Annotated in this window: 22 protein-coding genes; 13 read left to right on the forward strand and 9 right to left on the reverse strand. The window is 62.4% G+C overall.

The window, feature by feature from the left end; translation table 11 throughout:
* Positions 1-35: 35 nt before the first annotated feature.
* Positions 36-1217, reverse strand: a complete 1182-nt coding sequence (locus tag BT199_RS03415) for an MFS transporter (RefSeq protein WP_072433880.1) — start codon at positions 1215-1217, stop codon at positions 36-38.
* 116 nt (positions 1218-1333) lie between these two features.
* On the opposite strand from BT199_RS03415, the gene BT199_RS03420 reads away from it, so the two are divergent.
* Positions 1334-2233, forward strand: a complete 900-nt coding sequence (locus tag BT199_RS03420) for a LysR family transcriptional regulator (RefSeq protein ID WP_014718984.1) — start codon at positions 1334-1336, stop codon at positions 2231-2233.
* An 88-nt stretch (positions 2234-2321) separates the two neighbouring features.
* Positions 2322-3113 carry a DUF2242 domain-containing protein gene (locus BT199_RS03425; protein WP_014718983.1) on the forward strand — a complete coding sequence of 264 codons (792 nt, stop codon included), beginning with the start codon at positions 2322-2324 and terminating at the stop codon, positions 3111-3113.
* Positions 3114-3479: 366 nt separating this feature from the next.
* Here the strand turns inward: BT199_RS03425 and BT199_RS03430 are convergent, their stop codons facing one another.
* Positions 3480-4514 (reverse strand): AraC family transcriptional regulator, encoded by a 1035-nt coding sequence (locus BT199_RS03430; RefSeq protein WP_072433881.1) that lies wholly within the window; start codon positions 4512-4514, stop codon positions 3480-3482.
* 4 nt (positions 4515-4518) lie between these two features.
* Positions 4519-5649: a carbon-nitrogen hydrolase family protein gene (locus BT199_RS03435; protein WP_072433882.1), complete on the reverse strand. Its 1131-nt coding sequence runs from the start codon at positions 5647-5649 to the stop codon at positions 4519-4521.
* Between the two features lie 211 nt (positions 5650-5860).
* On the opposite strand from BT199_RS03435, the gene BT199_RS03440 reads away from it, so the two are divergent.
* Complete coding sequence (locus BT199_RS03440; protein WP_019819476.1) at positions 5861-7900, forward strand: NADPH-dependent 2,4-dienoyl-CoA reductase; 2040 nt, start codon at positions 5861-5863, stop codon at positions 7898-7900.
* A 57-nt stretch (positions 7901-7957) separates the two neighbouring features.
* Positions 7958-8848, forward strand: coding sequence for a 1-aminocyclopropane-1-carboxylate deaminase/D-cysteine desulfhydrase (locus BT199_RS03445; protein ID WP_072433883.1), 891 nt, complete (start codon positions 7958-7960; stop codon positions 8846-8848).
* 151 nt (positions 8849-8999) lie between these two features.
* Here BT199_RS03445 and BT199_RS03450 read toward each other — a convergent pair whose 3' ends face one another.
* The 3 genes from BT199_RS03450 to BT199_RS03460 form a co-directional block, all read right to left on the reverse strand.
* Positions 9000-9554: a cytochrome b gene (locus BT199_RS03450; RefSeq protein ID WP_072433885.1), complete on the reverse strand. Its 555-nt coding sequence runs from the start codon at positions 9552-9554 to the stop codon at positions 9000-9002.
* Between the two features lie 114 nt (positions 9555-9668).
* Complete coding sequence (phnX, locus tag BT199_RS03455; protein ID WP_072433886.1) at positions 9669-10496, reverse strand: phosphonoacetaldehyde hydrolase; 828 nt, start codon at positions 10494-10496, stop codon at positions 9669-9671.
* Positions 10497-10524: 28 nt separating this feature from the next.
* Positions 10525-11634, reverse strand: coding sequence for a 2-aminoethylphosphonate--pyruvate transaminase (locus tag BT199_RS03460; protein WP_014718976.1), 1110 nt, complete (start codon positions 11632-11634; stop codon positions 10525-10527).
* Between the two features lie 112 nt (positions 11635-11746).
* Between BT199_RS03460 and BT199_RS03465 the strand changes: the two genes are divergently transcribed.
* The gene (locus BT199_RS03465; RefSeq protein WP_057710322.1) at positions 11747-12601 is read left to right on the forward strand and encodes a LysR substrate-binding domain-containing protein; all 855 of its coding nucleotides are present in this window, start codon (positions 11747-11749) and stop codon (positions 12599-12601) included.
* On the opposite strand, the gene BT199_RS03470 is transcribed toward BT199_RS03465, so the two are convergent.
* Positions 12577-13467, reverse strand: a complete 891-nt coding sequence (locus BT199_RS03470; RefSeq protein ID WP_014718974.1) for a LysR substrate-binding domain-containing protein — start codon at positions 13465-13467, stop codon at positions 12577-12579. The genes BT199_RS03465 and BT199_RS03470 overlap by 25 nt on opposite strands.
* Before the next feature lie 258 nt (positions 13468-13725).
* Here BT199_RS03470 and BT199_RS03475 point away from each other — a divergent pair, with 258 nt between their 5' ends.
* Together BT199_RS03475 and BT199_RS03480 are read left to right on the forward strand one after the other, a co-directional pair.
* Positions 13726-15051, forward strand: coding sequence for an MFS transporter (locus BT199_RS03475; RefSeq protein WP_072433888.1), 1326 nt, complete (start codon positions 13726-13728; stop codon positions 15049-15051).
* A gap of 109 nt (positions 15052-15160) precedes the next feature.
* Positions 15161-15865 carry a YebC/PmpR family DNA-binding transcriptional regulator gene (locus BT199_RS03480; protein ID WP_003192227.1) on the forward strand — a complete coding sequence of 235 codons (705 nt, stop codon included), beginning with the start codon at positions 15161-15163 and terminating at the stop codon, positions 15863-15865.
* A 122-nt stretch (positions 15866-15987) separates the two neighbouring features.
* Here BT199_RS03480 and BT199_RS03485 read toward each other — a convergent pair whose 3' ends face one another.
* Complete coding sequence (locus BT199_RS03485) at positions 15988-17286, reverse strand: protein kinase (protein ID WP_072433889.1); 1299 nt, start codon at positions 17284-17286, stop codon at positions 15988-15990.
* 37 nt (positions 17287-17323) lie between these two features.
* Entirely contained in the window at positions 17324-18418 is a 1095-nt protein-coding gene (gene zapE / locus BT199_RS03490; RefSeq protein WP_072433890.1) for a cell division protein ZapE, read from the reverse strand.
* A gap of 190 nt (positions 18419-18608) precedes the next feature.
* Here zapE and BT199_RS03495 point away from each other — a divergent pair, with 190 nt between their 5' ends.
* The 6 genes from BT199_RS03495 (at position 18609) to BT199_RS03520 (ending at position 23927) form a co-directional block, all read left to right on the forward strand.
* Entirely contained in the window at positions 18609-19100 is a 492-nt protein-coding gene (locus BT199_RS03495; protein WP_093114405.1) for a Csu type fimbrial protein, read from the forward strand.
* The gene (locus BT199_RS03500; protein ID WP_072433892.1) at positions 19094-19639 is read left to right on the forward strand and encodes a spore coat protein U domain-containing protein; all 546 of its coding nucleotides are present in this window, start codon (positions 19094-19096) and stop codon (positions 19637-19639) included. The genes BT199_RS03495 and BT199_RS03500 overlap by 7 nt, the downstream gene beginning before the upstream one ends.
* Before the next feature lie 18 nt (positions 19640-19657).
* Positions 19658-20200, forward strand: coding sequence for a Csu type fimbrial protein (locus BT199_RS03505; RefSeq protein WP_003192220.1), 543 nt, complete (start codon positions 19658-19660; stop codon positions 20198-20200).
* A 2-nt stretch (positions 20201-20202) separates the two neighbouring features.
* Complete coding sequence (locus BT199_RS03510; RefSeq protein ID WP_014718968.1) at positions 20203-20691, forward strand: Csu type fimbrial protein; 489 nt, start codon at positions 20203-20205, stop codon at positions 20689-20691.
* Positions 20692-20717: 26 nt separating this feature from the next.
* Positions 20718-21506 carry a fimbrial biogenesis chaperone gene (locus tag BT199_RS03515; RefSeq protein ID WP_072433893.1) on the forward strand — a complete coding sequence of 263 codons (789 nt, stop codon included), beginning with the start codon at positions 20718-20720 and terminating at the stop codon, positions 21504-21506.
* Positions 21507-21578: 72 nt separating this feature from the next.
* Entirely contained in the window at positions 21579-23927 is a 2349-nt protein-coding gene (locus BT199_RS03520; RefSeq protein WP_014718966.1) for a fimbria/pilus outer membrane usher protein, read from the forward strand.
* Positions 23928-23947: the final 20 nt, after the last annotated feature.

The raw sequence follows: 23947 nt of genomic DNA on the forward strand, positions 1-23947 counted from the left end.
ATAGGAAGGTGAGGAATAAGTTGTAAACAAACTTGTCATCGCGCGGGCAGCGCTTTACCCCGGATTGCGCCCAGCGCCAACACGATCAATCCTAGAACTGCCCATGGAAATGCCACGACGCCCCAACGTTCGAGCAAGAGCCCGCCCACTAATCCACCTCCGGCGATGCCCAGGTTCCATACCGTAACCAACATCGATTGGGCGGCATCGGCCGAGTTGCCAGCCGACTTGGCCAGCGCGGTTTGCAATAGCGCTGGGAGGCCACCGAAGGCGAGCCCCCACAACGCCACGCTGACGTAAATGGCGACTACGCAGTTGAACCATAGTCCGAGCAGCAGGGCCGCAACGGCGAACATCGCGCAACTGATGAGGGTCAGCAGCCTCAGGTGCTGATCAATCCAGATGCCTACCAGCCAAATGCTCAGCAGGGCCATCAGGCCGAACACCAGCAGCACGCGATCAATCTCGCGGTCGATACCGGCGGGCACCAGCAAAGGGGCGATGTAGGTATAGAGAATGTTATGCGCGAGCACGTAGGTAAAGGTCACCCAGAGCACCGGCCTGATGCCTGGCAACGCCAGTACCTGACGTAAGCCGAGGCGTTTGCTTGGCGGTTCACCGGCAAAATCCGGCAGTTGCCAACGCGCCCATATCAGCAGTAACAGGGTCAGGCCAGTCATGATGGCAAAACTGGCGCGCCATCCGACAAGCGTGCCCAGCAGGGTGCCGGCGGGCACGCCGAGGGACAAGGCCAGCGGCGCACCCAGCATGGCCACGGCAATCGCCCGGCCCTGCAGATGAGGTGCGACCATACGACTGGCGTAACCCGCCAACAAGGCCCACAGCAAGCCAGCGAACACACCGGCGAAAAATCGTGCAGCCAAGGTCAAGCCATAGTGGCTGGAGAACGCGGTGACGCTGTTAACCAATGCAAAACCGCCGATGGCGATCAACAGTAGCGGCCGCCGGCGCCAACCCCGGGTCAGCAATGTCAGGGGGATAGCAGCAAGCAACGAGCCGAGCGCATAGAGGGTCACCAGTTGCCCGACCAGGGCCTGGGAGACCCCAAGCCCAGCACCGATTTGCGGTAATAAGCCGGCGGGCATCGCCTCGGTCAGGATGGTGATAAAGCCGGCGCAGGCCAACGCCAGCAGACCGGCCAGGGGCAGGCGTTCAGCGTGGGGCGCTGTATCGACCAATAGGGGACTGTCGTTCATGGGCGCTCTCCTTGAAAGGGCAAGGAGCCAGGGTAGGGGGCTGCGAGGCGCGGAAAAACAGGCTAAGGTTCCGAACTTATCGGACGTTGATGTCCGCAATCGGCAAAGGCATCACCATGGACAATCTGGGCAGCCTCTCGGTTTTTGTGCAGGTCGCGCAAACCCTCAGCTTTACCGCTGCGGGCCGCGTACTGGGCGTGTCATCGTCGGCGGTGGGTAAAAGCATTGCGCGGATGGAGGAGCGCCTGGGCGTCAGGTTGTTTCATCGCAGCACCCGCAGTATCACCCTGACCAGCGAGGGCGCGCTGTTCCTGGAGCGTTCGCGGCGCATCCTGGCGGAACTGGAGGCGGCCGAACAGGAGTTGACTGAGGTCACTGCCAGCCCTCGCGGTAAACTGCGGATCAGTGTGCCCCAAGTGCGCGGCTTGTTGATGCCGGTGATCAGCGACTTTATGCGCGCCTACCCGGACATTGAGTTGGATGTGGATTTTTCCGACCGCATGGTGGACGTGATAGAGGAGGGCTTCGACGCGGTGATTCGCACCGGCAAGCCAGAAGATTCGCGCTTGATGGTGCGCCATCTAGGGCATTACCAGTTGGTTCTCGTCGGTACGCCCGGCTATTTCGACCAGCATGGTACGCCCCATCGGCCACAGGACCTGAATCATCACGCCTGCCTGCGGCACAAATTCTGCGCCACCGGCAAGCTGGAGCCCTGGCCACTGCGTCCTGTCCCGGGGGCTGCGGAACTGAACCTGCGCGCACCGCTGGTCAGCACCACCATCGAGTCCCTCAATCATGTGGTGCAAGAAGGACTGGGCATTGCGTGCCTGCCGGACTACATGGTCAACCAGGCCGTACAACATGGGCGTTTGCGACGGGTGCTGGATGAGCACCTCGAACATCGCGGCAGTTTCTGGTTGCTGTGGCCGGCCAGTCGCCATGCTTCGGCCAAGCTGCGGGCCTTTATCGATCATATGTGCGCCGGGCTTTTTCCTACTGACGCCGCTGTCTGAGCTTGAGATGTTTTACCGACAGGAATCGCGCTTCAATGTCGCGTTCTGTTGCACAATACCGTCCGGACCGTTTTCTTCAGGATTTTCAATGTCGACATCATTTCACTTGCGCAATCTCGGGTTGGCGCTGGTGCTGGCGGGCGCCGCGGGCTGCTCGTCACCCAAGACCGCTATCTATGAACATGAGAATTTCGACGATTCCGGTACGTTTTCCCGCGATTACCCGGTCAGCGATGTGGCGGCCTGTGAAGCTGCGCGCCGTGCCCTGCTGAGCCAGGGCTACATTATCACCAGCAGCGATCCGAAACTGGTGGCCGGCAACAAGAGTTTCCAGCAGACCGGCGAGACCCACCTGCAGATCAGTTTCAATGTGGTGTGCGCTGCTGATGGCAAGGGCAGCAATCACTCGACGATGTTTGCCAACGCCTTGCAGGACCGCTATGCGCTGAAGAAGGTCAACAACTCCGCGAGCCTCGGTGTGGGCGTGCTGGGCTCGGTGTCGATGCCGATTGGCTCCACCGACGACTCGATGGTGAAGGTGGCAAGCGAGACCGTCTCGGCACCGAAGTTCTACGAGCGTTACTTTGCGTTGGTGGACGTGTTCCTGCCGCAGGAAGTAAAGCAGGCCGAGCATATCCCCGAGCAGCCCAAGGCTGACCTGGGCGTGCCTGAACCCAAGGCCGCTCCGGCACCCGAGAAGGTCGAAGCGCCGAAGGAGGTGCCTGTAGCGCCTGCCGCTGCAGAGCCGCTTGCGCCGCCACCTGAGGCTGCACCGATTGCACCGGTGACAGAGCCCGCTCCGGTTGCGCCGGCGCCGACTGATCCTGCCTTGCCGGCCCCGACAGAAGCGATTCCACCGCTTCCGATGCCTGCGCAATAACGCAATGCTCTTCTACTGTTGGAGCGGGCTTGCTCGCGAATACGGCGTAACAGTCGCCAGGTGTGTTGAATGACACACCGCTTTCGCGAGCAAGCCCGCTCCCACATTTTGACCGAGGTTGCGGTTAAGTTAAATCCAGTGATCGCCGCTACGTTTAATCCTGAAGAGCAGGAATGTCACGACGTCGACATTTTTTCGTCATGACGGCACTTTAGGCTGGGTTCGCAGGTCATTAATCTGCAACCGCTTTCAACACGAAAAGGAGTCCACCATGGACGATTACCAGGAAGAGCTGCTGGAGTACCAGGCATTCGAATTGGACCCGCTGGATCCGGTCGACGATGCCACCGAGCTGTAACGCTGACTTCAGGCGGAATGCCGCTGACTGCGGCGAAATTCCCCTGGGGTCTGGTTGTTCCAGCGTCTGAAGGCCCTTTGGAAGGCTTGGGCCGAAGCAAAACCGAGCAAGTAGGCGATCTCGCCGAACGCCAGTTCCGTATCGCGAATGTAGGTCATGGCCAGGTCGCGACGGGTGTCATTGAGGATCGCGCGAAACTGCGTGCCTTCCTCGGCCAGTTTGCGCCGCAATGTCCAGGTTGGCAGCTTCAAGCGTGCCGCCACTTCCTCCAGGTCGGGTTCCCGGCCGCCATTGAGCATCCGCCCGAGCAAACGGGTAATGCGCTCGCGCAGGCTGCGGGTGCGGGTCAATTGCTCTAATTCCCTTTCACACAGCTGTAGCAACAGGTGCCAGGTGCTTGGGCAATGCTGCAGGTTGCGCAGCGCCAGGGTGGGTTGGCTGAGGCGCAGTTGATTGACCTCGGCGCCGAAGTGGACCACGCCCTCTCCCAACACCCTGTAGTGGTCGTGGTAGTCCGGCGCGTCGAATTCGATTTCAATCCGCTGGGCCTGCACCGGCTGTTGCGCCAGGCCAGACAATTGCTGCAGCCAGCCGGCGATGATCGAATCCACCACAAAGCGGTTGTAGGCGTTATAGGGGCTGATGGAATAAAACCGCAGCCACGCGCCTTCAGCGTCTTCATGAAAGCTTGATTGCCCGCGATAGTTGGAGCCGTACAGCGCTTCAAAGCGTGTGAGCGTGCGCGCCGCTTCGCGCACTGTAGGCGCTTGGGCGGCAGTGACGCCGGCAAGACCAGCCTGGCTCAAGCGGCTGAGCTGGCCCATACGCAGGCCCAGGCCGGGGTTGCCGGTCAGTTGGATGGCCGCGTGGCCCAGGCGCATGTAGCGCGGGATCGACAAGCGTGCGCCGGCCTCAGCCAGGCGAGCTGGATCAAGGCCGTATTGCAGCAGCAGGGGCTGTGGGTCCAGGCCGTGGCTGTGGATCGCGTCGGCCAGGGTGTGCACGAAGCCCACCGACAGATCCCCCAGGCGCACCGGCTTCAAGGCGCTACAGCCAGATATTCAGCAAGCGCGCACCACGGGCGTCGCCATCGGCGAAGACTTGCCCATTGCGGCTGAGAAAACTCTGGCCGGCGCTGCCCAGGTCCCAGAATTGCCCGCGCAGAAAGACGCTCATGCCCGCGGTGGCTTCGCTGACAGGTGGCTGGCTGATCAGGGTAAGACGACGCCAGGCCGCGCCCTCACTGGTTTCTTCGGGCTTGAGGCTCACTTCTGAGGGCGTAGATACGCTCTTGAAACCGCGCCACGGACGCTCCCAGGTATCGCGGCCGGTGACAAAAGCGGGTACCGCGATCAATTGCGCGCCTTGCTCGTTGAGCTTGCGGTAGTTGTCCGGGTACCAGCTGTCGCTGCCGACCAGGATGCCCAGGCGCCCGGCGGGGGTGTCGACAACGTTGACGACATGCTCATCGCCCGGCTCGATAAAGCCACGCTCATCGTAGATCGGGTAAAGCTGGCGCTGCGGCTGGCCCAGCGGCAAGCCGTCGGCGGCAAACACCACGCTGGCGTTGTACAGCGCGCCGTGGCCGATCTCCAGTTGTCCCTGGATCACGCTTGGGTTGGGCAGGGCGATGGAGCCGGCCACCAGGGTCACGCCAAATTCTTTGGCGAGGCCGCCAAACAACACTTGATAGTCGCGGGCCATGGCCGGGGCTTTCATGCGCAGGTATGCATCGTCCATGCGGTTGTCGCCGGTGGCGCTGATCCAGGCTTTGGCAAATTGCAGCGGGTTGCTGATCGACAGCCAGTTCATGGCGTCCTTGAGGTGAGCGGCCTGGTACAGCTCATTCTTCTCTGCGCCGAGCATCAGCCAGGTGCCGATATGTTCCGGCAGCACCACCACGGTCTTGGCATTGATCAGCCCAAGGTCCCGGGCATTTTGCAGGTAGGCCGACAGCTTCAGGTGCAGGCGTTCCAGGCTTTGGTAATCAGCAGGGAACAGTTCCGGCTGGATGCCCAGCAGGTTGCCCCGGTCGGCCGGTTCGCCCTCGTTGACGGCGAGGGTGATGCGCAGGTCGGACAGGTAATGCGCCACGGGGCGCTCCTGGGTCCAGACCAAGTACGCGGCGAGGGAGGCAACCAGGGCCATGATGACGGTGAACGCTAGAAGTTTACGCATGGGGCAACAGACAACAGACCAGGTGCAGGGTTCGCGACTAGGGTAGGGCCCATGGCGTGGCTTGCCAAGGGGCACTGTGCATTTGGATCAATAACTTGTCAGTTTCAGTCATTGAGCCGTGGTCCACCGCCTCTTAGTCTGTGGGACATAAACCGATGGCACGCCGTTCGAGTGCGCCACGTCCCGTGATGATCCGTTGTGGAGCTGTACCATGACCGCTGCTGCCTACCCGCACCTGCTGGCCCCGTTGGACCTGGGTTTTACCACCTTGCGCAACCGTACCCTGATGGGCTCGATGCACACTGGCCTGGAAGAAAAGCCCGGCGGTTTCGAGCGTATGGCCGCTTACTTTGCCGAGCGTGCCCGTGGCGGCGTGGGCCTGATGGTCACCGGCGGTATCGGCCCCAATGACGAGGGCGGCGTGTACGCCGGTGCAGCCAAGCTGACCACCGAAGAAGAGGCGCGCAAGCACAAGATCGTCACCCAGGCCGTGCACGACGCGGGTGGCAAGATCTGCATGCAGATCCTCCACGCCGGGCGTTACGCCTACAGCCCCAAGCAGGTGGCACCGAGCGCTATCCAGGCGCCCATCAACCCGTTCAAGCCCAAGGAATTGGATGAAGAGGGCATCGAAAAGCAGATCCAGGATTTTGTCACCTGCTCGCTGCTGGCCCAGGTCGCCGGGTATGACGGCGTCGAAATCATGGGTTCCGAAGGCTATTTCATTAACCAGTTCCTTGCCGCCCACACCAACCATCGCACCGACCGTTGGGGCGGCAGCTTTGAAAATCGCATGCGCCTGGCGGTGGAAATCGTGCGCCGGGTACGCGAAGCCGTAGGCCCGAACTTCATTATCATCTTCCGCCTGTCGATGCTCGACCTGGTGGAAGGCGGCAGCGTCTGGGAAGAAATCGTGCAGTTGGCCAAAGCCATCGAACAGGCCGGCGCGACGCTCATCAACACCGGTATCGGCTGGCACGAAGCCCGCATCCCGACCATCGCCACCAAGGTACCCCGTGGTGCGTTCAGTAAAGTCACGGCCAAATTGCGCGGTTCGGTACAGATCCCGCTGATCACCACCAACCGCATCAACACTCCGGAAATTGCTGAGCAGATCCTGGCCGAAGGCGACGCCGATATGGTCTCGATGGCGCGGCCGTTTCTCGCCGACCCCGAGTTCGTCAACAAGGCCGCTGCCGGGCGCGCTGATGAGATCAATACCTGCATCGGCTGCAACCAGGCCTGCCTGGACCACACCTTTGGCGGCAAGCTCACCACCTGCCTGGTCAACCCGCGGGCGTGCTACGAAACCGAACTCAATTACCTGCCGGTCAAGCAGATCAAAAAGGTCGCGGTCGTCGGCGCAGGCCCCGCGGGTCTGGCCGCTGCCACCGTGGCCGCCGAGCGCGGACATCAAGTGACCTTGTTCGACTCGGCCAGCGAGATCGGCGGCCAGTTCAATATCGCCAAGCGCGTGCCGGGCAAGGAAGAGTTCTTCGAGACCCTGCGTTATTTCAAGCGCAAATTGCAGACCACCCACGTCGAGCTGTGCCTCAACACCCGTGTGGACGTTGCGCAACTGGTAGCGGGTGGTTATGACGAGGTGATCCTGGCCACCGGCATCGCACCGCGTACCCCGGCGATTCCCGGTGTCGACAACGCCAAGGTCCTGAGTTACCTGGACGTGATCCTTGAGCGCAAGCCGGTGGGCAAGCGCGTGGCGGTGATCGGCGCCGGTGGCATCGGTTTTGACGTGTCTGAATTCCTCGTGCACCAAGGCGTCTCCACCAGCCTGGATCGCGAGGCGTTCTGGAAAGAATGGGGCATCGACACCCAACTGCAAGCCCGTGGCGGCGTGGCCGGGATCAAACCCGAGCGCCATGCACCGGCCCGTGAAGTGTTCCTGCTGCAACGCAAGGCTTCCAAGGTGGGCGACGGCCTGGGCAAGACCACGGGCTGGATCCACCGCACCGGCTTGAAGAACAAGCAGGTGCAGATGCTCAACAGCGTTGAGTACCTGAAGATCGACGATGAAGGCTTGCATATCCGCATCGGCGCTGAGGGCGAGCCGCAAGTCCTGGCGGTGGACAATATCGTCATCTGCGCCGGCCAGGACCCGCTGCGCGAATTGCACGACGGCCTGGTCGCAGCCAACCAGAACGTGCACCTGATCGGCGGCGCCGATGTGGCGGCCGAACTGGACGCCAAGCGCGCCATCAACCAGGGCTCGCGCCTGGCGGCCGAGTTGTAAGGCGACAATAGGGGCGGTGTTAGACTACCGCCCCTTTTTTCATGCAGATGCGCCCACATGGGTCCTTTCGACTGGCTGCCCCACGCGCCCCTTGAATCTTTGCAGCTGGATTGGCTGAACGGAGTCGAGCTGGCCGTGCTGCGCCTGGACCGTATCGATCCGCTGATCAGCGGCAACAAGTGGTTCAAGCTCACCGAGCACTTGGCCCAGGCTCGCGATGCCGGAGCGTCAGGTATTATCAGCCTCGGCGGAGCCTACTCCAATCATCTGCACGCATTGGCGGCCGCGGGCAAGCGCTTTGATTTCCCCACCGTCGGCCTGTTGCGCGGCCATCCTCAAGACACACCCACGGTGCTCGACCTCAAGGCCTTCGGCATGCAACTGCATTGGCTCGGTTATGGCGGCTATCGCGCACGCCACGAGCCGGGCTTTTGGCTGCCTTGGCGCGAACAATATCCCCACCTCCATCTGATACCCGAAGGCGGCGGTGGGCTGGCCGGTGCGCAGGGCTGTGGCGTGTTGGTCGAGCAGGCGCGGGCGCAGTTGGGCAGCGTCGGTTGGACCGATTACGACGCCTGGTGGCTGGCGGCAGGTACCGGCACGACAGTGGCGGGGCTGGCACTGGCGGAGGCGGGTGCGCATCGGGTGTATGGTGCTCTGGCGGTGCCGGATGATCACGGTGTAGCGCAGAACGTGAGTGCTATCGTGCAGGACGGTTATGCGTTGCTGGACGCCAGTCGCGGTGGCTTTGCCAAGGTCGATCCGCTGTTGTTGGACTTCATCCAGTGCACCGAGCAAGCATGCGGTCTACCGTTGGAACCGCTCTACACCGGCAAGGCGCTGCTGGCATTGAAACAGCAGATCGAGGCCGGACGCTTTGCCCCCGGCACGCGCCTGATCTTCATCCACACCGGCGGCCTGCAAGGTCGCCGACGCTTCAGCGACTGACGCAAACCCCTTGTGGGAGCGGGCTTGCCTGCGAAAGCGGTAGTGCAGTAGGAGATACTGTGGCTGACACACCGCCTTCGCGGGCAAGCCCGCACCCACAGGGGAGTTGCGCTTAACTGATGGCCTGAGTTCAGTCGATGAATGGGTTGGCTTAAAGCCTCCTCCCACCCGGCATCATGCGCAGCGCCGTGTTATCGCGCACCACATAATGATGAAAGATCCCCGCCAGTGCATGCAGCCCGATCAACCAATAGCCGACCTGGGCGAACAGCACATGCCAGCCTTCAATCTCCTCGGCCAGCGCCTTGTTTTCCGCGATCAGCGGCGGCAATTCCATTCCATAGAACATCACCGAATGCCCTTTGGCACTGACGATCAACCAACCGGCAATCGGCAACCCGATCATCAACGCATACAGCGCCCAGTGCATCAGCTTCGCCAGCAGGCTCTGCCACTGCGGCGGCGTCGGCACGATCTTCGGCGCCACCCCCAGGCTGCGTGCGAACAGGCGCAGCCATACCAGCACAAACACGGTAAGGCCGAGCATAAAGTGCATTTCCACAATCAGCGTGCGTGCGCCGCTGCCTTTGGGGAATTGCCCGCGCAGTTCAATGCAGGCGTAGACCACCGCCAGCAGCACCACCATCAACCAGTGCAACGCAATGGACATAGTGCTGTAGCGCGTATCGGAATTTTTCCACGGCATCGCTGTGTTCCTCACTCATCAGGGCATACCTCCATTCTTTAGCGATGGAGTGCATTAACTGTATGCCTGTTTTGAGCGCTGCGCTTGTTGCCAATGCCCTTGTCTTGACTTCGGTCAGTAGGCCTGCGGCATTTCCCCGCGGGCCAGGCGCTGGTTGATGTTACTGATGACCCGTGGCAGATCGGTGATGGTGTCAATCAGGTAGTGTGGACGTGAAGCTTCGAACATCGCCTCGATGCGCTGGCGCTCGCTGGCCAGTGTGTCGCTGTCCAGGGCGCGGAATTGCTCGTAGGTGAGGCCCAGCGCGTTGCCCGAGCAGGTCAGGGCCACGGTCCACATGCCGGCACGTCGGCCTTCGAGAATGCCCGGCACGGTGTCGTCGACCTTCACGCAGGCGGCCACATCATCAATGCCCAGGGCGATCACGTTGGCCAGTGCCTGGGCCGGCCAAGGGCGACCGTTGGGGACTTCGTCGGTAGCCACGACGTGGTCGGCGACATAGCCGTTGGTGGCAGCCAGGGCCACGACCTTGTCCATCACTTGCTTGGGATAGCCGGAGCAGGAGCCGATCTTGATCCCTTGCGCCCGCAGCGCTGCAATGCTGTCGAGGGCGCCGGGGATCAGGGCCGAGTGTTCAGCGATCTTCTCGATCTGCAGCGGCATGAAGCGCTGGTAAATGGCGGTCACATCGTCGTCGGTCGGCGTGCGGCCGAACGCCTTGCGGTAGCGTTCGGCAACCTGCGGCTGGTCGCAGAGGGTACGGATATGGTCCCACTTGCCCATGCCCATCGGACCACGGGCTTCCTCGATAGACACCTGCACGTCGAACTCGGCGAAGGCCTCGACAAAAATCTGCGTGGGGGCGAAGGAGCCGAAATCGACCACGGTGCCGGCCCAGTCGAGGATAACGGCCTGGAGGGTGTTGGGGTTTTGATAGTTCATGGTTCAGATCCTGTGGTAATGGGGGGAGTCAAATATCCAACACTTCCATTTCTTGCAGCACCTCGGCGATGGCCTCGACCGCCGCGCGCATGCCGGCTGCGTCGACATGGCCGATGCAGCCCACGCGAAAGGTTTCCACCTGGGTCAATTTGCCGGGGTACAGGATGAAACCCTGGGCCTTGACCCGTTCGTAGAAGTCCTTGAACTGGTAGCGCGGGTCTTTTGGGGCGTGGAAGGTGACGATGATCGGCGCCTGGATTGCCGCCGGCAGAAAGCTGCGCAGGCCCAGCGCGGCCATGCCATCCAGCAGTGCCTGGCAGTTGTCCGCGTAGCGTTGATGGCGGGCGGGCAGGCCGCCTTCCTCAGCGTATTGCAGCAAGGCTTCATGCAGGGCGGCGACCACGTGGGTCGGCGGGGTGAAGCGCCATTGTCCGGTCTTGGCCATATAGGTGTGCTGGTCGAACAGGTCCATCGCCAGGGAATGGCAGTTGCCCTGGGACGCAGCCAGCGCCGCTTTTTCGGCAAAGACAAAGCCCATCCCCGGCACGCCTTCCAGGCATTTGCCCGAGGCGGCAATCAGCGCGTCGAAGGGGATTTCACGGGCATCAATCGGTAGCGCGCCGAAGGAACTCATGGCGTCGATGATCAGGCGCTTGCCGTGGCGTTTGACCACCTCGGCGATCTGCGGCAACGGGTTGAGAATGCCCGTGCTGGTTTCGCAATGGATCAGCGCGACGTGGGTGATGGCGCTGTCGGAGCTCAACAGGCGATCCACATCGGCGGCAGTGGTGGGCTCGTCTTCGGCGGTTTCAAAGGTGCTGAATTCGCGGCCAAGCACCTCGCAGATTTTCGCCAGGCGCTTGCCGTAGGCGCCGTTAATCAACACCAGCACCTTGCCATTGCGGGGGACCAAGGTGCCGATCGCCGCTTCGACGGCGAAGGTACCGCTGCCTTGCAGCGGCACGCAGTGGTGGCTGTCCGCACCGTTGAGGATCGCCAGCAGCTGCGTGCACACACTGGCTGTGAGCTGGTTGAAGCGGTCGTCCCACGACCCCCAATCCACCATCATCGCCTGGCGGGTGCGGGTCGAGGTGGTCAGGGGGCCGGGGGTCAACAGGATCGGCGCGGCAGTGGGCATGTCAAATCCTCGCAAGGTGTCGGGGTTCAAGCTACGGCGCCTAAATTGCAGTTTGGCTTGTCATCAATCAAATTGTTTGTTGTTATGTGAGCTATCAGTGAGGTCGATAGCTATGAACCTGTTCCAACTGCGTGCATTCGATGCCGTGGCCCGCGAGGGCAGTTTTACCCGCGCGGCGGCTCGGCTGTTTATCAGCCAGCCGGCGGTCACCGGGCATATCAAGGCGCTTGAGGAGCATTACCAGATCCCGCTGTTGCGCCGCACCGCACGCCGGGTGGAGTTGACCGAGGAGGGCGCACGCCTGGCGGCCATCACTCGGGCGATCTTCGGTTTGGTCGACGAGGCGCAAACCATGCTGGAAGCCAACCGCCAGTTGCTCACCGGGCGCCTGGAAGTGGCGGCCGATGGCCCTCATCTGGTGATGCCGATGATCGCCAGCCTGCGCGCGCGCTACCCCGGCATTACCGTGAACCTGCGTTTGGGCAATGCCCAGGAAACCCTGGCGGCGCTGCTGTCCGAACATGCGGATGTGGCGGTGCTCACCGAGGTGGAACCGCGCAATGGCCTGCACTTGCAACCCTTGGACCAGTCACGGATTTGCGCCTTGGTGCCGGCCGCGCACCCGTGGGCCAAGCAGCCTGACGGTATCGAGTTGGCGCAGTTGCATGAGGTGATCATGGTGCTGCGCGAGCCCAACTCCATTACCCGTCGCACTTTTGATGACGCGTGCCTGGCGGCGAATGTGCAACCCAAAGTGCTGCTGGAACTGGACAGTCGTGAAGCCGTGACCGAAGCGGTGGCGGCAGAGTTAGGGGTGGGCGTGGTGTCGTCGATGGAGGTCAGCCCGGACCCGCGTGTACAGGCGGTACCGATCCTGGGCGATGGCCTGCTGAACCGGCACATGCTCGGCTGCATGGAGCGGCGCCGCTCGCTGCGCTTGATTCAGGCGTTTTTCGAGTTGGCGTGAAGGCTCTCACGCACGATCTCCAGGAAGGTCGCGACCACGCGGCGTGAACTCTGCTCTTTCAGGCACACCAGGGTTTCTTTCATGCGTTGTGTGCAATCGCGGATCGGCATGGCGTATACCCGCGCGTCGGCGCCGAACTCTGCCGCCGACACCACGCCCACGCCAATTCCCACCACCACGGCTTCCCGGGCGGCTTCGCGGCCTTCCACCTGGATGGCCGGGCGAATGCGCAGGCCGGCCTGGCGCATTTCCTGCTCCAGGGTTTGACGGGTGACCGAGCCGGTTTCCCGCAGCACCAGCGGAGTGTTATCGAGGTCGGCCAGGCAGATCGATTCGCGCCCGGCCCAGGCATGGTCACGTGCGACAAAAGCCAGTAGTTGATCGTCGGGCAGCGGCAGTGACAACAGGCGCGGATCATCGACATCGCGCCCCAACAGCGCCAGGTCGGCCTGGTAGTTGTAAAGGCGCGACAGCGACTCATCGGTGTTGCCGGTTTCGATTTTCACGCTGATCCCAGGGTAGCGCTGGCAGAAGCGCGCAATCTGCGGCAGTACGTGCACGGGTGCATCCACCGCCAGGGTGAGGGTGCCGGTGAGCAGGGCGCGCGAATCCTGCAGCAATTCTTCGGCTTCGGCTTCGATCACAAACAGGCGCTGGGTGATGCCCAGCAGGCGCTCACCCAGATCGGTCAGGCGCACCGAGCGCTTGTTGCGGTGGAACAGCAACACGCCGAAGCGCTCTTCCAGTTTGCGCACCTGGTCGGAAATCGCAGGCTGGGTCAGGAACAGGCGTTCGGCCGCCCCGGTAAAACTGCCGTGAATGGCCACCGCATGGAAGGCTTTGAGCTGGGCATGGGAAACCGACATAGCGCGTCCTCTTACAAGCTGGGCTTATATTTGAAATACGATAAATCGATTTTACCTATGAGTCAGCCATTGCTTTCATGCGCCTCAGTCGCCGTAGGTTGAGTCCTACAACCACGGCTGCCATGGGGGCAGGCACACCGCACCCATCTGACCAATACCGCGCTCTCCAAGGCCCGGCATTGCAGTGCTCAACCATAAAAACAACAGGCGTTTTCTTTCGATTCTGCCGGCACACTCACACCTGAGGTCAGAACCACCATGAATATCCCTATGGGTAGCATCAAGCGTTGGCGCGTGCAGATTTTTGCCATCACCTGGCTGGCGTATGCCGCGCTCTATTTCACCCGCAAAGCGTTTTCAGTGGCGAAGCTGGGGATCGGCGACGACCCGAGTTTCCCCCTCGACAAAATGATGATGGCCAACCTGGATGGCCTCTACCTCGCCGCGTATGCCGTAGGCCAGTTCACTTGGGGCATGCTTGCCGACCGCTTTGGACCACGGGTGGTGGTGCTCGGTGGCTTGCTGATTTCCGCAGGCGCAGCGCTGGTGATGGGCACCTTTGCCACCTTGCCGATCTTTGTTACCTGCATGTTGGTACAGGGCTTGGCCCAGTCCACTGGCTGGTCGGGGCTGTGCAAGAACCTCGGCAGTTTCTTCCCGGCCCAGCAGCGGGGGCGGGTGCTGGGGTTATGGAGTTCGTGTTACGCGTTCGGCGGATTGGTCGCGTCACCGTTTGCCGGTTGGTGGGCCTATACGCTGATCGGTAGTTGGCATGCGGCGTTTATTTCCAGTGCCGCAGTGGTAGCGGTGGTGGCCGTGCTGTTCTTTATGTTCCAGCGCAATACCCCGCAGGATGTGGGCTTGCCGGCAGTCGAGCCTGAGCCGGTGCTGAGCGCCGAGCAGTTGGCCGCCCAGCAGCGCGTCAGCGTACTCGAACCCCTGCGCGCGATCCTGCGTAACCGCACAGTGTTGACCCTGGGGCTGGCGTACTTCCTGCTCAAGCCGGCGCGCTACGCGATTCTGTTGTGGGGGCCGGTGATCGTCTACGAGCAGATGCCGTCGGTGGGCAAGGTCGGCGCCGCCATCGTGCCCACCGCGTTTGAGTTGGCTGGTTTACTGGGGCCAGTGTTGATCGGCCTGGCCTCCGACAAACTGTTCGGCGCCCGGCGCATGCCCGCCTGTGTGCTGAGCCTGTTGGCGCTGACGGTTGCCCTGGCGCTTTTCATGGGCGCGCTGCACACCGGCAGTGTGGTGCTGGTGATGACGTTGCTGTTTGTCATGGGGCTGACGCTGTATGGGCCCGACTCAATGATCAGCAGCACGGCGGCCATCGACTTCGGCACCGCCAAGGCCGGCGCTACCGCCGCGGGTTTTGTGAACGGCTGCGGTTCGGTGGGGGCGATTCTGGGTGGTTTGCTGCCAGGCTATTTCGATACCGTGACGGTATTTATCGTGTTTGCCGGTGCGGCGCTGTTTTCTTCGTTGGTGCTGATGCCCTACTGGAATGCCAGGCCCGCCGTACTGGCCCAGGCGGGGGATTTTGTACCGGACCGCAATGCGGTGATCAAACCCTTGCGCACCTGAGTACCCTGGCCGGTTTTTTGGTGGAACGAAGCGTTCTCGCGCTATAAACTCTGCCCCCAAAGCGCCGGCCAGTAGACGTTTCGGCGCGATGGAAATAAGAGAGTGAGTCATGGGCGCACAGTGGAAAGTCAAACATAAAGAAGCGGCAGCCAATGCCAAGGGCAAGATTTTCGGCAAGCTGGTGAAAGAAATTACCATCGCCGCCCGCAACGGCGCCGATACCGCGACCAACGCGCACCTGCGCCTGGTGGTGGAACAGGCCAAAAAAGCCTCGATGCCCAAGGAAACCCTGGACCGCGCAATCAAAAAGGGCGCCGGTCTGCTCGGTGAGACCGTGCAATACCACCGCGTGACCTACGAAGGTTTCGCGCCGCACCAGGTGCCTTTGATCGTCGAGTGCGTGACCGACAACATCAACCGCACCGTGGCGGAAATCCGCGTGGCCTTCCGCAAAGGCCAACTGGGCGCTTCCGGTTCGGTGGCCTGGGATTTCAACCATGTGGGCCTGATCGAAGCATCGCCGGACACGCCGGACGCTGATCCGGAAATGGCCGCTATCGAAGCGGGCGCCCAGGACTTTGAAGAGGGTGAAGAAGGCGCCACCTTGTTCATCACCGAAACCACCGACCTGGATGCCGTGCAGAAGGCCTTGCCGGAGCAGGGCTTCACCGTGCTGTCGGCCAAGCTGGGTTATATCTCCAAGAACCCGGTCAGCGGTTTGACCGATGAGCAGATGGCAGAAGTCGAGGCGTTCCTGGAAGGCCTGGACAACCATGATGATGTGCAGGATATGTTTGTCGGCCTGGCGGGCTGATGTTTATCTGAGTACACGCGGTCAACCTGTGGGAGCGGGCTTGCTCGCGAATGCGGTGTGACAGTCAACAGATGTATTGGCTGTTCCACCGCATTCGCGAGCAAGCCCGCTCCCACATTGGTTTAGTGGTGTTGCATAGATTCGAGCAAAACCTCAATTTCTTCAAAGCCCGGCCGCGCCAGCACATCCGGCTGGCAGCAGCGTTGTTGCAGTGCCTGCAAGCCTTCGTCACTGGCCTCAGCCCGCTCCAACAACTCCCCCAGCAACACCCCGAACGCGCGCACTTCAATACGCTGCAGCGCACGGGTTTCCAACGTGTCCGCCGTGGCATGGAAGGACGCCGCGCCAAAGTCTCCCAGCAAGCAATCACCCGCTGCATTCCACAGGATATTGTGGCCATACAGGTCACCATGGGTAATGCCGTGCCGATGCAGGTGCGCCGCCACCGAAGCAATACCCCGCGCCATGCGCAGTGCCACATCCAGGCTGAAACGGGTGTCGGGGGCGTAGATGTCGCGCGTGCACGACGCCAGGCTCGGCAGGGCCGCGAGATTGCGGTAACTCGGGTCGATCAGGTCCATCACCAGGGCGGCCTGGTTATCGGGATGGCCGACGACGCGCCCTTCAACCTTGATCAGGTTGGGATGCAGACCGGCAGCGATGCAGGCTTGCATTTCATGCAGCGGTGAACCGTCGCTGGTGATGGTGCCCTTGTACAGTTTGACCGCGACCGGCAACGCCCGGGGTTTCCACAGCGCCTTGCGAATAATCCCCGAAGCGCCTTCGCCAAGGACTTCGCCCATGTCCAGTTCCTGCCAGGCGATGTTCGGCGTCGCCTCATCACTGCTCACCTGCACGGCCATTTCCACCGGGTTGCCGGCGTAGGCCAGCCAGGTCAGGCTCGGCAGGGTCAGCAGCCACTGCGGTAGTTGGGTGAGGCGGTTGGAGGCGATACGGATCAACTCCAGGTTTTGGCACTGGGCCAGGCTTGGCGGCAGGTCGGTCAACTGGTTACCGGCCAACATCAACTTTTGCAGTAACGGGCGCTGACCCAGTTCATCGGGCAATTGGCGGATGCAGTTGTCGGTGAGGATCAGCCAGCGCAATTGTGGCGGCAGGGCAGCGGCGGCTACCTGGCTGATTTGGTTGGCCTTGAAGCCGATCATGCTCAGCTTGGCGCACTGGCCCAGGCATTGCGGCAGTTCGGTAAAGGCGTTGTCCGAACAGAACAGCACACGCAGGTGCGTCAGGCGGTGCAGGTCGTCGGGCAGGCTGCTCAGGGCGTTGCCGGTGAGGTTGAGGATTTCCAGCGAGTCGGCCAGTTCGAAGATTTCCCGGGGAAACTCGGTCAGCCCGCAGGCCAGGTCCAGGCGTGTAGCGCCGGCCAATTGGCCAGCCTTGAGTTGGGCGAGGGTATTCATGCAGGGCGCGGTGCTCGGAAGAGGGCGTAAAAGGCGCTCATGATAGCGGCTCGGACGCGGTTTGCGGGCACAGCGTCTGCAATTGGCGCAGGCGACTGGCGGTGCGGGCGAGGTCGATGGCTTGGCCTTCCAGGCATTTATCCAAGGGCTGATGGCCGATCAGCGTCAGTTGCTTGTCCTGGTCGTAGAGCACGTCTACCAGATTGATAAAGCGCTGTTGCACGGCGATGGGGCATTCGGCCAACTGCGGCAGGCCGTCGATGATCCAGTGGTCGAAGTCCTGGCACAACAACAGGTAATCCATGACCGCCGTGAGTTGTTCGCACAGGTCATTGAAGGTGAACGCGATGGTTCGTGCCTGATGGCCTCGGCACGTTAACTGCCGAGTGCCGACCTTCAGGGTTTGCGCCGGGCAATCTGTGGCAGGCAGGCCCAGGCTTTCACGCTGTCCAGCGGTACCTGGCCAGACGTACTGGCCGCCCGTGAAGCGCTGTTGCGCGTGGGCCTGGGCCAGGCTGCGAAAGTCCTGAGGCGCACTGACTTCCAGCACCTCCATGCGCGCGGCGATCAGCTCGATCACCGGTTTGAAACGCTCGTGATACAGCGGATTGGGCAGCAAGCCTTCGGGTGGGTAGTTGGAGGTCACCAACACCAGCACACCGCGCTGGAACAGGGCCTTGAACAAACGGCTGATGAGCATCGCATCGCCGATATCGTGCACATGGAATTCGTCGAAACACAGCACTCGGCAGCCGGCCAGCAGCTCGTCCAGCGTGACGCCCAGAGCATCATCATGTCCGCGGTGCAGGAACATGCCTTGGTGCAGCCGGGCGAAGAAAGTGTGGAAATGCACACGTTGCTTCTCGGCGATGGGCAGTGCCTGGAAAAATCCATCCAGCAGCCAGCTTTTGCCACGCCCCACCGGGCCATGCAGGTACAGGCTGCGCGTGGCCTGGCCGTTGAGCAGGTGTTGAGCTTCGCGATTCAGGGCGGTAATCGCCCGGATTTGCCCATCACTGAGGGTATAGCCCTGTTGTTCGGCCTTTTTTTGAAAATACGCCGGGATAGGCGAGGCGTCCGAGGCGTCGGTTTTTTTACCCAGCAGGCGCTGGAGCAGGGCAAGCACGGCCAAGAATAAACACTCTGTATTACGGTGGTCGCTCACTGTAGGACGCCCGATGCCATTTGACCAATGGTGAAGGGCCCCAAGCCTTGCAAACTGGCACTTTCGCGTTAACTGGCTAACCTCATACACAGTTGTCACCCCTGTATAAGGAATTGGGGCTGTGAAGGGACCGGCGGTATTGGCTGTCATGGGCACGATGCTCTGCAACACGGTGTTTGCTGCGCAACTCCAGGTGCAGGTGCGCATCGACGTGCAGCGGGGTTGCCAGTTGGTGGGCACCACCCGCAATGCGGGCATCGAGCAACTTGGCGTATTGGATTTCGGCAGCGGCCCGCGTCTGGATGACCCGGCCGGCCCCCTGAGTGCGGCCCTGATCAGCCAGCGCCAGCCGCGCCTGGAATGTAACCCCGACACGCCTTACCAAATGCGCGTTGACGGCGGCCTGCATGGCGGCGCCGGCGAAGTGCGTTATCTCGCCAATCCGGCGCCCTCCAGCCGGCCCATTCCCTATCGAATCTATGCTGACGCCGCGCGGCTGATCCCCTTGCCGGTGGACGTGCCGATCAGTGGCCGCGTGCCGGACACTGGCTCTGTCGACCTGCCGCTGTATGGGCGCATCGAACCGCTCAAGGACATCCCCGCCGTCGGCCGTTATTCCGACCTGCTCAAGGTCACGGTCACATGGTAAGCCGCTACCTGGCCGTGACGGTCCTGGGTGGCCTGCTGTTGCTGGCGGATGACGCGCAGGCGGCGGTGGTCAACGGCCAGGTCCATGCGCGGTTGGTAATCACCGCCAGTTGCGAAGTGAGCAAGGGCGTGGAAACCGCGCCGGTCACGCCCGAAGGCGGCACCGCGCTGTTGGACTTTGGCAGCCAGGGGCCGACGTGGAACGAGACCTTGGACGCGGCGATCTCCGATGGCGACAAGGCGCCGCTGTCGGTGTCCTGCAATCCTTCGGTGGTCAGCAGTTTCACGGTGACCATCGATGGGGGGGCTAACGGCGACGGGACCACGCGGCGCCTGAGCAATGGCCGCCAGACCATTCCCTATCGACTGTCGGCTGACCCCCAGGGGCGCAGTGCCTACAGGATCGGCCAGCAACGCAATTTCGTCGTGACCCAGGGCACCCAGGTACCGATCCCGGTATTCGGTTCCGTGGTGGCGAATACCAGGGCCCTACCGGCCGGCCTCTACACAGACACCCTGACGGTGACTCTGGATTGGTAAACCATGAGGATGGATATCATGCATGTACTTGTATCGCGAATCGGCCTCTGTGCCCTGGGCCTGGGGCTGGCGTCCAGCCTGAACGCGGCGACCACGGTGACCGGGCAGATCAGTTCCAGCCTGACCTTGATCGCCAGTTGCCAGGTCAACGGCTCTGGAGCGGCCACCGGGCTGAATTTCGGTAGCTTGAACTTCGGCACCACCAACAGCCTGTTTACCAATGCCGACGCCCAGCTGCTCGGCGGCACCGGTACCGGCGGCGCGTTGTCGATCCTGTGTTCGGCTGGCACCGCGCCAACGATCAAGGTGCGTGCCGGCGCCCACGACGGTGCTTCCCCCGGTGGCACCCGTGCGCTGGCCGATGGCGTGGGTAACTTCGTGCCCTACGATTTCTACACTGATAGCGGGCGTTCAGCGCTGTTGGCGATTGACGGCGTGGTGACCCTCGCCACCAGTACCGGCGTGGCGCAGACCGTCAACCTTTACGGCCGGGCGGTGGGCAAGGCGGGTCTGCCGGCGGGCACCTACACCGACACCGTGGCCGTGGAACTGACGTTCTAACGATGTGGCCCAGGGTGTTGCTCGCCATCGGCCTGGCGATACCGTTACCGCTGTCGGCGGTGGTCAACCAGAGCTTCCAGGTGAGTGCGACCATCACGCCGGGCTGTCTGATCGTGGGCGGCGGCGCCAACTACGGCACCTTGGCCTACGGCAGCTATTCGGCCCTGGCCACCAGCACGGTCACAGCGGCTCTCACTGGCGGCGTAACCCTGCAATGCACGCCGGGCGTGGCCCTGAGCATGAGCGTGGATGGTGGCCTGTACAGCAGCACCGGACGCAATTTGCAGCTCAACAGTGGCAGCGCGCGGGTGGCTTACCAATTGTTTCGCGATGCGGCGTTCAGCCAGAGCCTGGGCATCAACCAGAGCGTCAGCGTGACCTACAGCGATGCGAGCAACATCAGCCTGCCGATTTACGGGCGGGTGGTTTTACCGGGCAATCAGCCTGGGGGGACGTACAGCGACACGCTGCAGGTGCAGCTGACGTGGTAGGGCTAACGGTTTTAAGGAGGGGTGTCATGGGTTGTGCTTTGCGACGGTTATGGACCGCGGGTTTCGCCTTGGGGGCGTTGTGCTCGGCAGGGTTTGTACAGGCGGCCAGTTCGGTGCTGATCTGGCCCATCGACCCGGTGCTGGAGGCTGACCAACAGGCCAGCGCGCTGTGGCTGGAGAACCGTGGCACCGAGACCGCCAACCTGCAGATCCGCGTGTTTGCCTGGAGCCAGAATGGCTTTGACGAGCAGTACCAGAACCAGCGCGATGTGATCGGCAGCCCGCCGGTGGCCAAGATCGAGCCGGGCCAGAAGCAACTGGTGCGCCTGACCCGCACCCGGGAAGTGCCGCCGGGGCAGGAGTTGGCCTATCGCATCATCATTGATGAAATCCCCTCGGCGTTGCAGGTGCCGGCGCCGCCGGAGGGCAAGAACACGGCGGCGGCGATTCGCTTTCAGATGCGTTATTCGGTGCCGCTGTTTGCCTACGGCGCCGGCTTGTGGAGCAAAGATGACGCTACCCGGCAGCGCGATCCCAAGGGCGCGGGCAAGCCGCAGTTAAGCTGGCAAAAGGTCAACGTGGCAGGGCGCAACTACATCGAGGTGCGCAACCAGGGCGCCGTGCATGCGCGGCTTACCGATGCGTCATTCAAACAGGGCGGGCAGACCCGGCCGTTGGTAGAAGGCTTGCTCGGCTATGTGCTGCCGGGCGCGAGCATGCGTTGGCCGGTGCCGGACGCGGTATCGGCCGACCAGCCGTTGCAGGTCCGGGTCAACGGCGCGCCGCAACTGGAGAGCCTGGCGCCCAAGCGCTAACCGCAATGTAGCGCAACGGGCACACGCCCGGGTTTTAACAGGATGGAGATGTCCATTGAAGGACACAACGCCATGGTGAGTCGTGGTTGGGCTCGGGTTTTATGGCCGTCGGTGGCAGTGGCAAGCGGGCTGTGGGGCGCAGCGATGGCGGGCGACTTGCCGCCGCCGCCCGGCAGCATGGAGGCAGTTGCCGATGCACAGCTGTTTCTGGAACTGGTGGTCAACCAGATGGACACCGGCCGCGTTATCGCGGTCGAGCAGCGCGCCGGCCAGCTGTTTGTGCCGGCCAGCGCGTTGCAGGACGTGGGCATGAAACTGCCCGGTGAGCCCGTCGGCAGTGTGGCCCTGGACCAGGTGCCGGGCCTGCACAGCGACTACGACAGCAACGGCCAGCGCCTGCTGCTGGATGTGCCGCCTTCCTGGCTGCAGGAACAGTTCATCGGCAACCGCAATACCTATCCGCGTACCCAGGCCATGAGCAGCTTCGGCGCCTTGCTCAACTATGACGTGTATTTCAATGACACCGACGACGGCGGCAGTTACCTCGCGGCGTGGAACGAAGTGCGGCTGTTCGACACCTGGGGCACCTTGTCCAACACCGGGCAACTGCGCCAGACCCTGTCCGACGGAGTCAGCGGCGGCACCCTCAACAATGGTTACCGACGTTACGACACCACCTGGCGTTTCTCCGACGATGAGCGCCTGCTGACCTACGAGGCTGGCGACGTGATCAGCGGTGCGCTGCCCTGGAGCAGTTCGGTGCGCCTGGGCGGGGTGCAACTGTCGCGGGACTTTGCCGTGCGCCCCGACCTGGTCACGTACCCCTTGCCGCAGTTTGCCGGTGAGGCGGCGGTGCCGTCGTCGGTGGATCTGTTTATCAACGGCTATAAATCCGACAGCGCACAGTTGCAACCCGGCCCCTACACCTTGACCAACATCCCGTTTATCAACGGTGCCGGCGAGGCCGTGGTGGTCACTACCGACGCCCTGGGACGCCAAGTGTCGACCACGGTGCCGTTCTACGTCACCAGCACCTTGCTGCAACAAGGCTTGACGGATTTTTCGCTGGCCGCCGGTACCTTGCGCCGTGACTACACCCTGCGGGACTTCGGCTACGGGCCGGGCGTGGCCAGTGGCACGTTCCGCTACGGCTATTCCGATAACCTGACCCTGGAAAGCCACGCCGAAGCCTCCAGCGACCTGACCCTCGGCGGGCTCGGCGGCAACCTGCGCCTGGGCAACTTCGGCGTGCTCAATACCGCCCTCAGCCAGAGCCAGTTCGACAGCCGCACGGGCCAGCAACTGAGCCTCGGTTACCAGTACAACAGCACGCGCTACAGCTTTATGTACCAACGGGTGGAGCGCCGCGACGACTACGCCGACCTGACCCTGGTCGATACCCCTTACGCCAGCCTCAGCAAGCGCAGCGAGCAGGTGACCCTGAGCCTCAACCTCCAACGTTTCGGCAGCCTGGGCCTGGGTTATTTCGACGTGCAGGCGGCGGACGACTCGCGCACGCGCCTGCTCAACCTGAGCTGGAGCAAACCGTTGTGGCGCAACACCAGCTTTTATCTGTCAGCCAACCGCGAAATCGGTGACAGCAACTGGGCCATGCAGGCGCAACTGGTCATCCCGTTCGACCTCAACGGCAGCCTGGCCTTGAGTACCGAGCGCAGCAAGGACGGCGCCAGTCGCCAGCGCATCAACTACAGCCGCGCGGTGCCCAGCGAAGGCGGGGTGGGCTACAACCTCGGCTATGCCCAGGGCGATGCCCCCAGCTATCGACAGGCCGACCTGACCTGGCGCTTGCAGTCGGTGCAGTTGCAGGCCGGCGTGTACGGCAGCAGCGAGGCCATGACGCGCTGGGCCGATGCCAGCGGCTCACTGGTGTGGATGGGCGGCGAAACCTTTGCCGCCAACCGCATCAATGACGCCTTTGTGGTCGTGAGCACCCAGGGCTTTGCCGGGATTCCGGTGCGCTACGAAAACCAGCTAGTGGGCCAGACCGACCGCAACGGCCATTTGCTGGTGCCGTGGAGCAGTGCCTATTACCGCGGCAAATACGAGATCGACCCGTTGAACCTGCCGGCGAATGTGCAAAGCCCCAATGTGGAACAGCGCGTGTCGGTGCGCCGAGGCAGTGGCTACCTGCTGGAATTCCCCCTGCGCCGGGTGCTCGCTGCAAGCATCACCCTGGTGGACCGCCAGCATCAGGAGTTGCCGCTGGGCAGCCTGGTGGTGCACGAGCAAAGCAACACCCAGGCGGTGGTCGGCTGGGATGGCCTGGTGTACCTGGAAAACCTCAGCGCCCACAACACCTTGCAGGTCACTTTGGGACAGGGCCGCACCTGCCAGGCAACCTTCGATATGGACGAGCAGCAACAGGACGTGCCCTTGATCGGGCCATTAGTGTGCCAATGAGGGATTGAACAGGGAGTGTT

This window comes from Pseudomonas sp. NFR02, assembly GCF_900119375.1.
Lineage (GTDB): Bacteria > Pseudomonadota > Gammaproteobacteria > Pseudomonadales > Pseudomonadaceae > Aquipseudomonas > Aquipseudomonas paracarnis.

Bases quoted from the DNA above. Each gene is read 5' to 3' on its own strand.
- BT199_RS03415 (WP_072433880.1), bottom strand. From the start codon at position 1,217: ATGAACGACAGTCCCCTATTGGTCGATACAGCGCCCCACGCTGAACGC.
- BT199_RS03420 (WP_014718984.1), top strand. From the start codon at position 1,334: ATGGACAATCTGGGCAGCCTCTCGGTTTTTGTGCAGGTCGCGCAAACC.
- BT199_RS03425 (WP_014718983.1), top strand. From the start codon at position 2,322: ATGTCGACATCATTTCACTTGCGCAATCTCGGGTTGGCGCTGGTGCTG.
- BT199_RS03435 (WP_072433882.1), bottom strand. From the start codon at position 5,649: ATGCGTAAACTTCTAGCGTTCACCGTCATCATGGCCCTGGTTGCCTCC.
- BT199_RS03440 (WP_019819476.1), top strand. From the start codon at position 5,861: ATGACCGCTGCTGCCTACCCGCACCTGCTGGCCCCGTTGGACCTGGGT.
- BT199_RS03445 (WP_072433883.1), top strand. From the start codon at position 7,958: ATGGGTCCTTTCGACTGGCTGCCCCACGCGCCCCTTGAATCTTTGCAG.
- BT199_RS03450 (WP_072433885.1), bottom strand. From the start codon at position 9,554: ATGCCGTGGAAAAATTCCGATACGCGCTACAGCACTATGTCCATTGCG.
- phnX (WP_072433886.1), bottom strand. From the start codon at position 10,496: ATGAACTATCAAAACCCCAACACCCTCCAGGCCGTTATCCTCGACTGG.
- BT199_RS03460 (WP_014718976.1), bottom strand. From the start codon at position 11,634: ATGCCCACTGCCGCGCCGATCCTGTTGACCCCCGGCCCCCTGACCACC.
- BT199_RS03465 (WP_057710322.1), top strand. From the start codon at position 11,747: ATGAACCTGTTCCAACTGCGTGCATTCGATGCCGTGGCCCGCGAGGGC.
- BT199_RS03470 (WP_014718974.1), bottom strand. From the start codon at position 13,467: ATGTCGGTTTCCCATGCCCAGCTCAAAGCCTTCCATGCGGTGGCCATT.
- BT199_RS03475 (WP_072433888.1), top strand. From the start codon at position 13,726: ATGAATATCCCTATGGGTAGCATCAAGCGTTGGCGCGTGCAGATTTTT.
- BT199_RS03480 (WP_003192227.1), top strand. From the start codon at position 15,161: ATGGGCGCACAGTGGAAAGTCAAACATAAAGAAGCGGCAGCCAATGCC.
- BT199_RS03485 (WP_072433889.1), bottom strand. From the start codon at position 17,286: ATGAATACCCTCGCCCAACTCAAGGCTGGCCAATTGGCCGGCGCTACA.
- BT199_RS03495 (WP_093114405.1), top strand. From the start codon at position 18,609: ATGCTCTGCAACACGGTGTTTGCTGCGCAACTCCAGGTGCAGGTGCGC.
- BT199_RS03500 (WP_072433892.1), top strand. From the start codon at position 19,094: ATGGTAAGCCGCTACCTGGCCGTGACGGTCCTGGGTGGCCTGCTGTTG.
- BT199_RS03505 (WP_003192220.1), top strand. From the start codon at position 19,658: ATGCATGTACTTGTATCGCGAATCGGCCTCTGTGCCCTGGGCCTGGGG.
- BT199_RS03510 (WP_014718968.1), top strand. From the start codon at position 20,203: ATGTGGCCCAGGGTGTTGCTCGCCATCGGCCTGGCGATACCGTTACCG.
- BT199_RS03515 (WP_072433893.1), top strand. From the start codon at position 20,718: ATGGGTTGTGCTTTGCGACGGTTATGGACCGCGGGTTTCGCCTTGGGG.
- BT199_RS03520 (WP_014718966.1), top strand. From the start codon at position 21,579: ATGGTGAGTCGTGGTTGGGCTCGGGTTTTATGGCCGTCGGTGGCAGTG.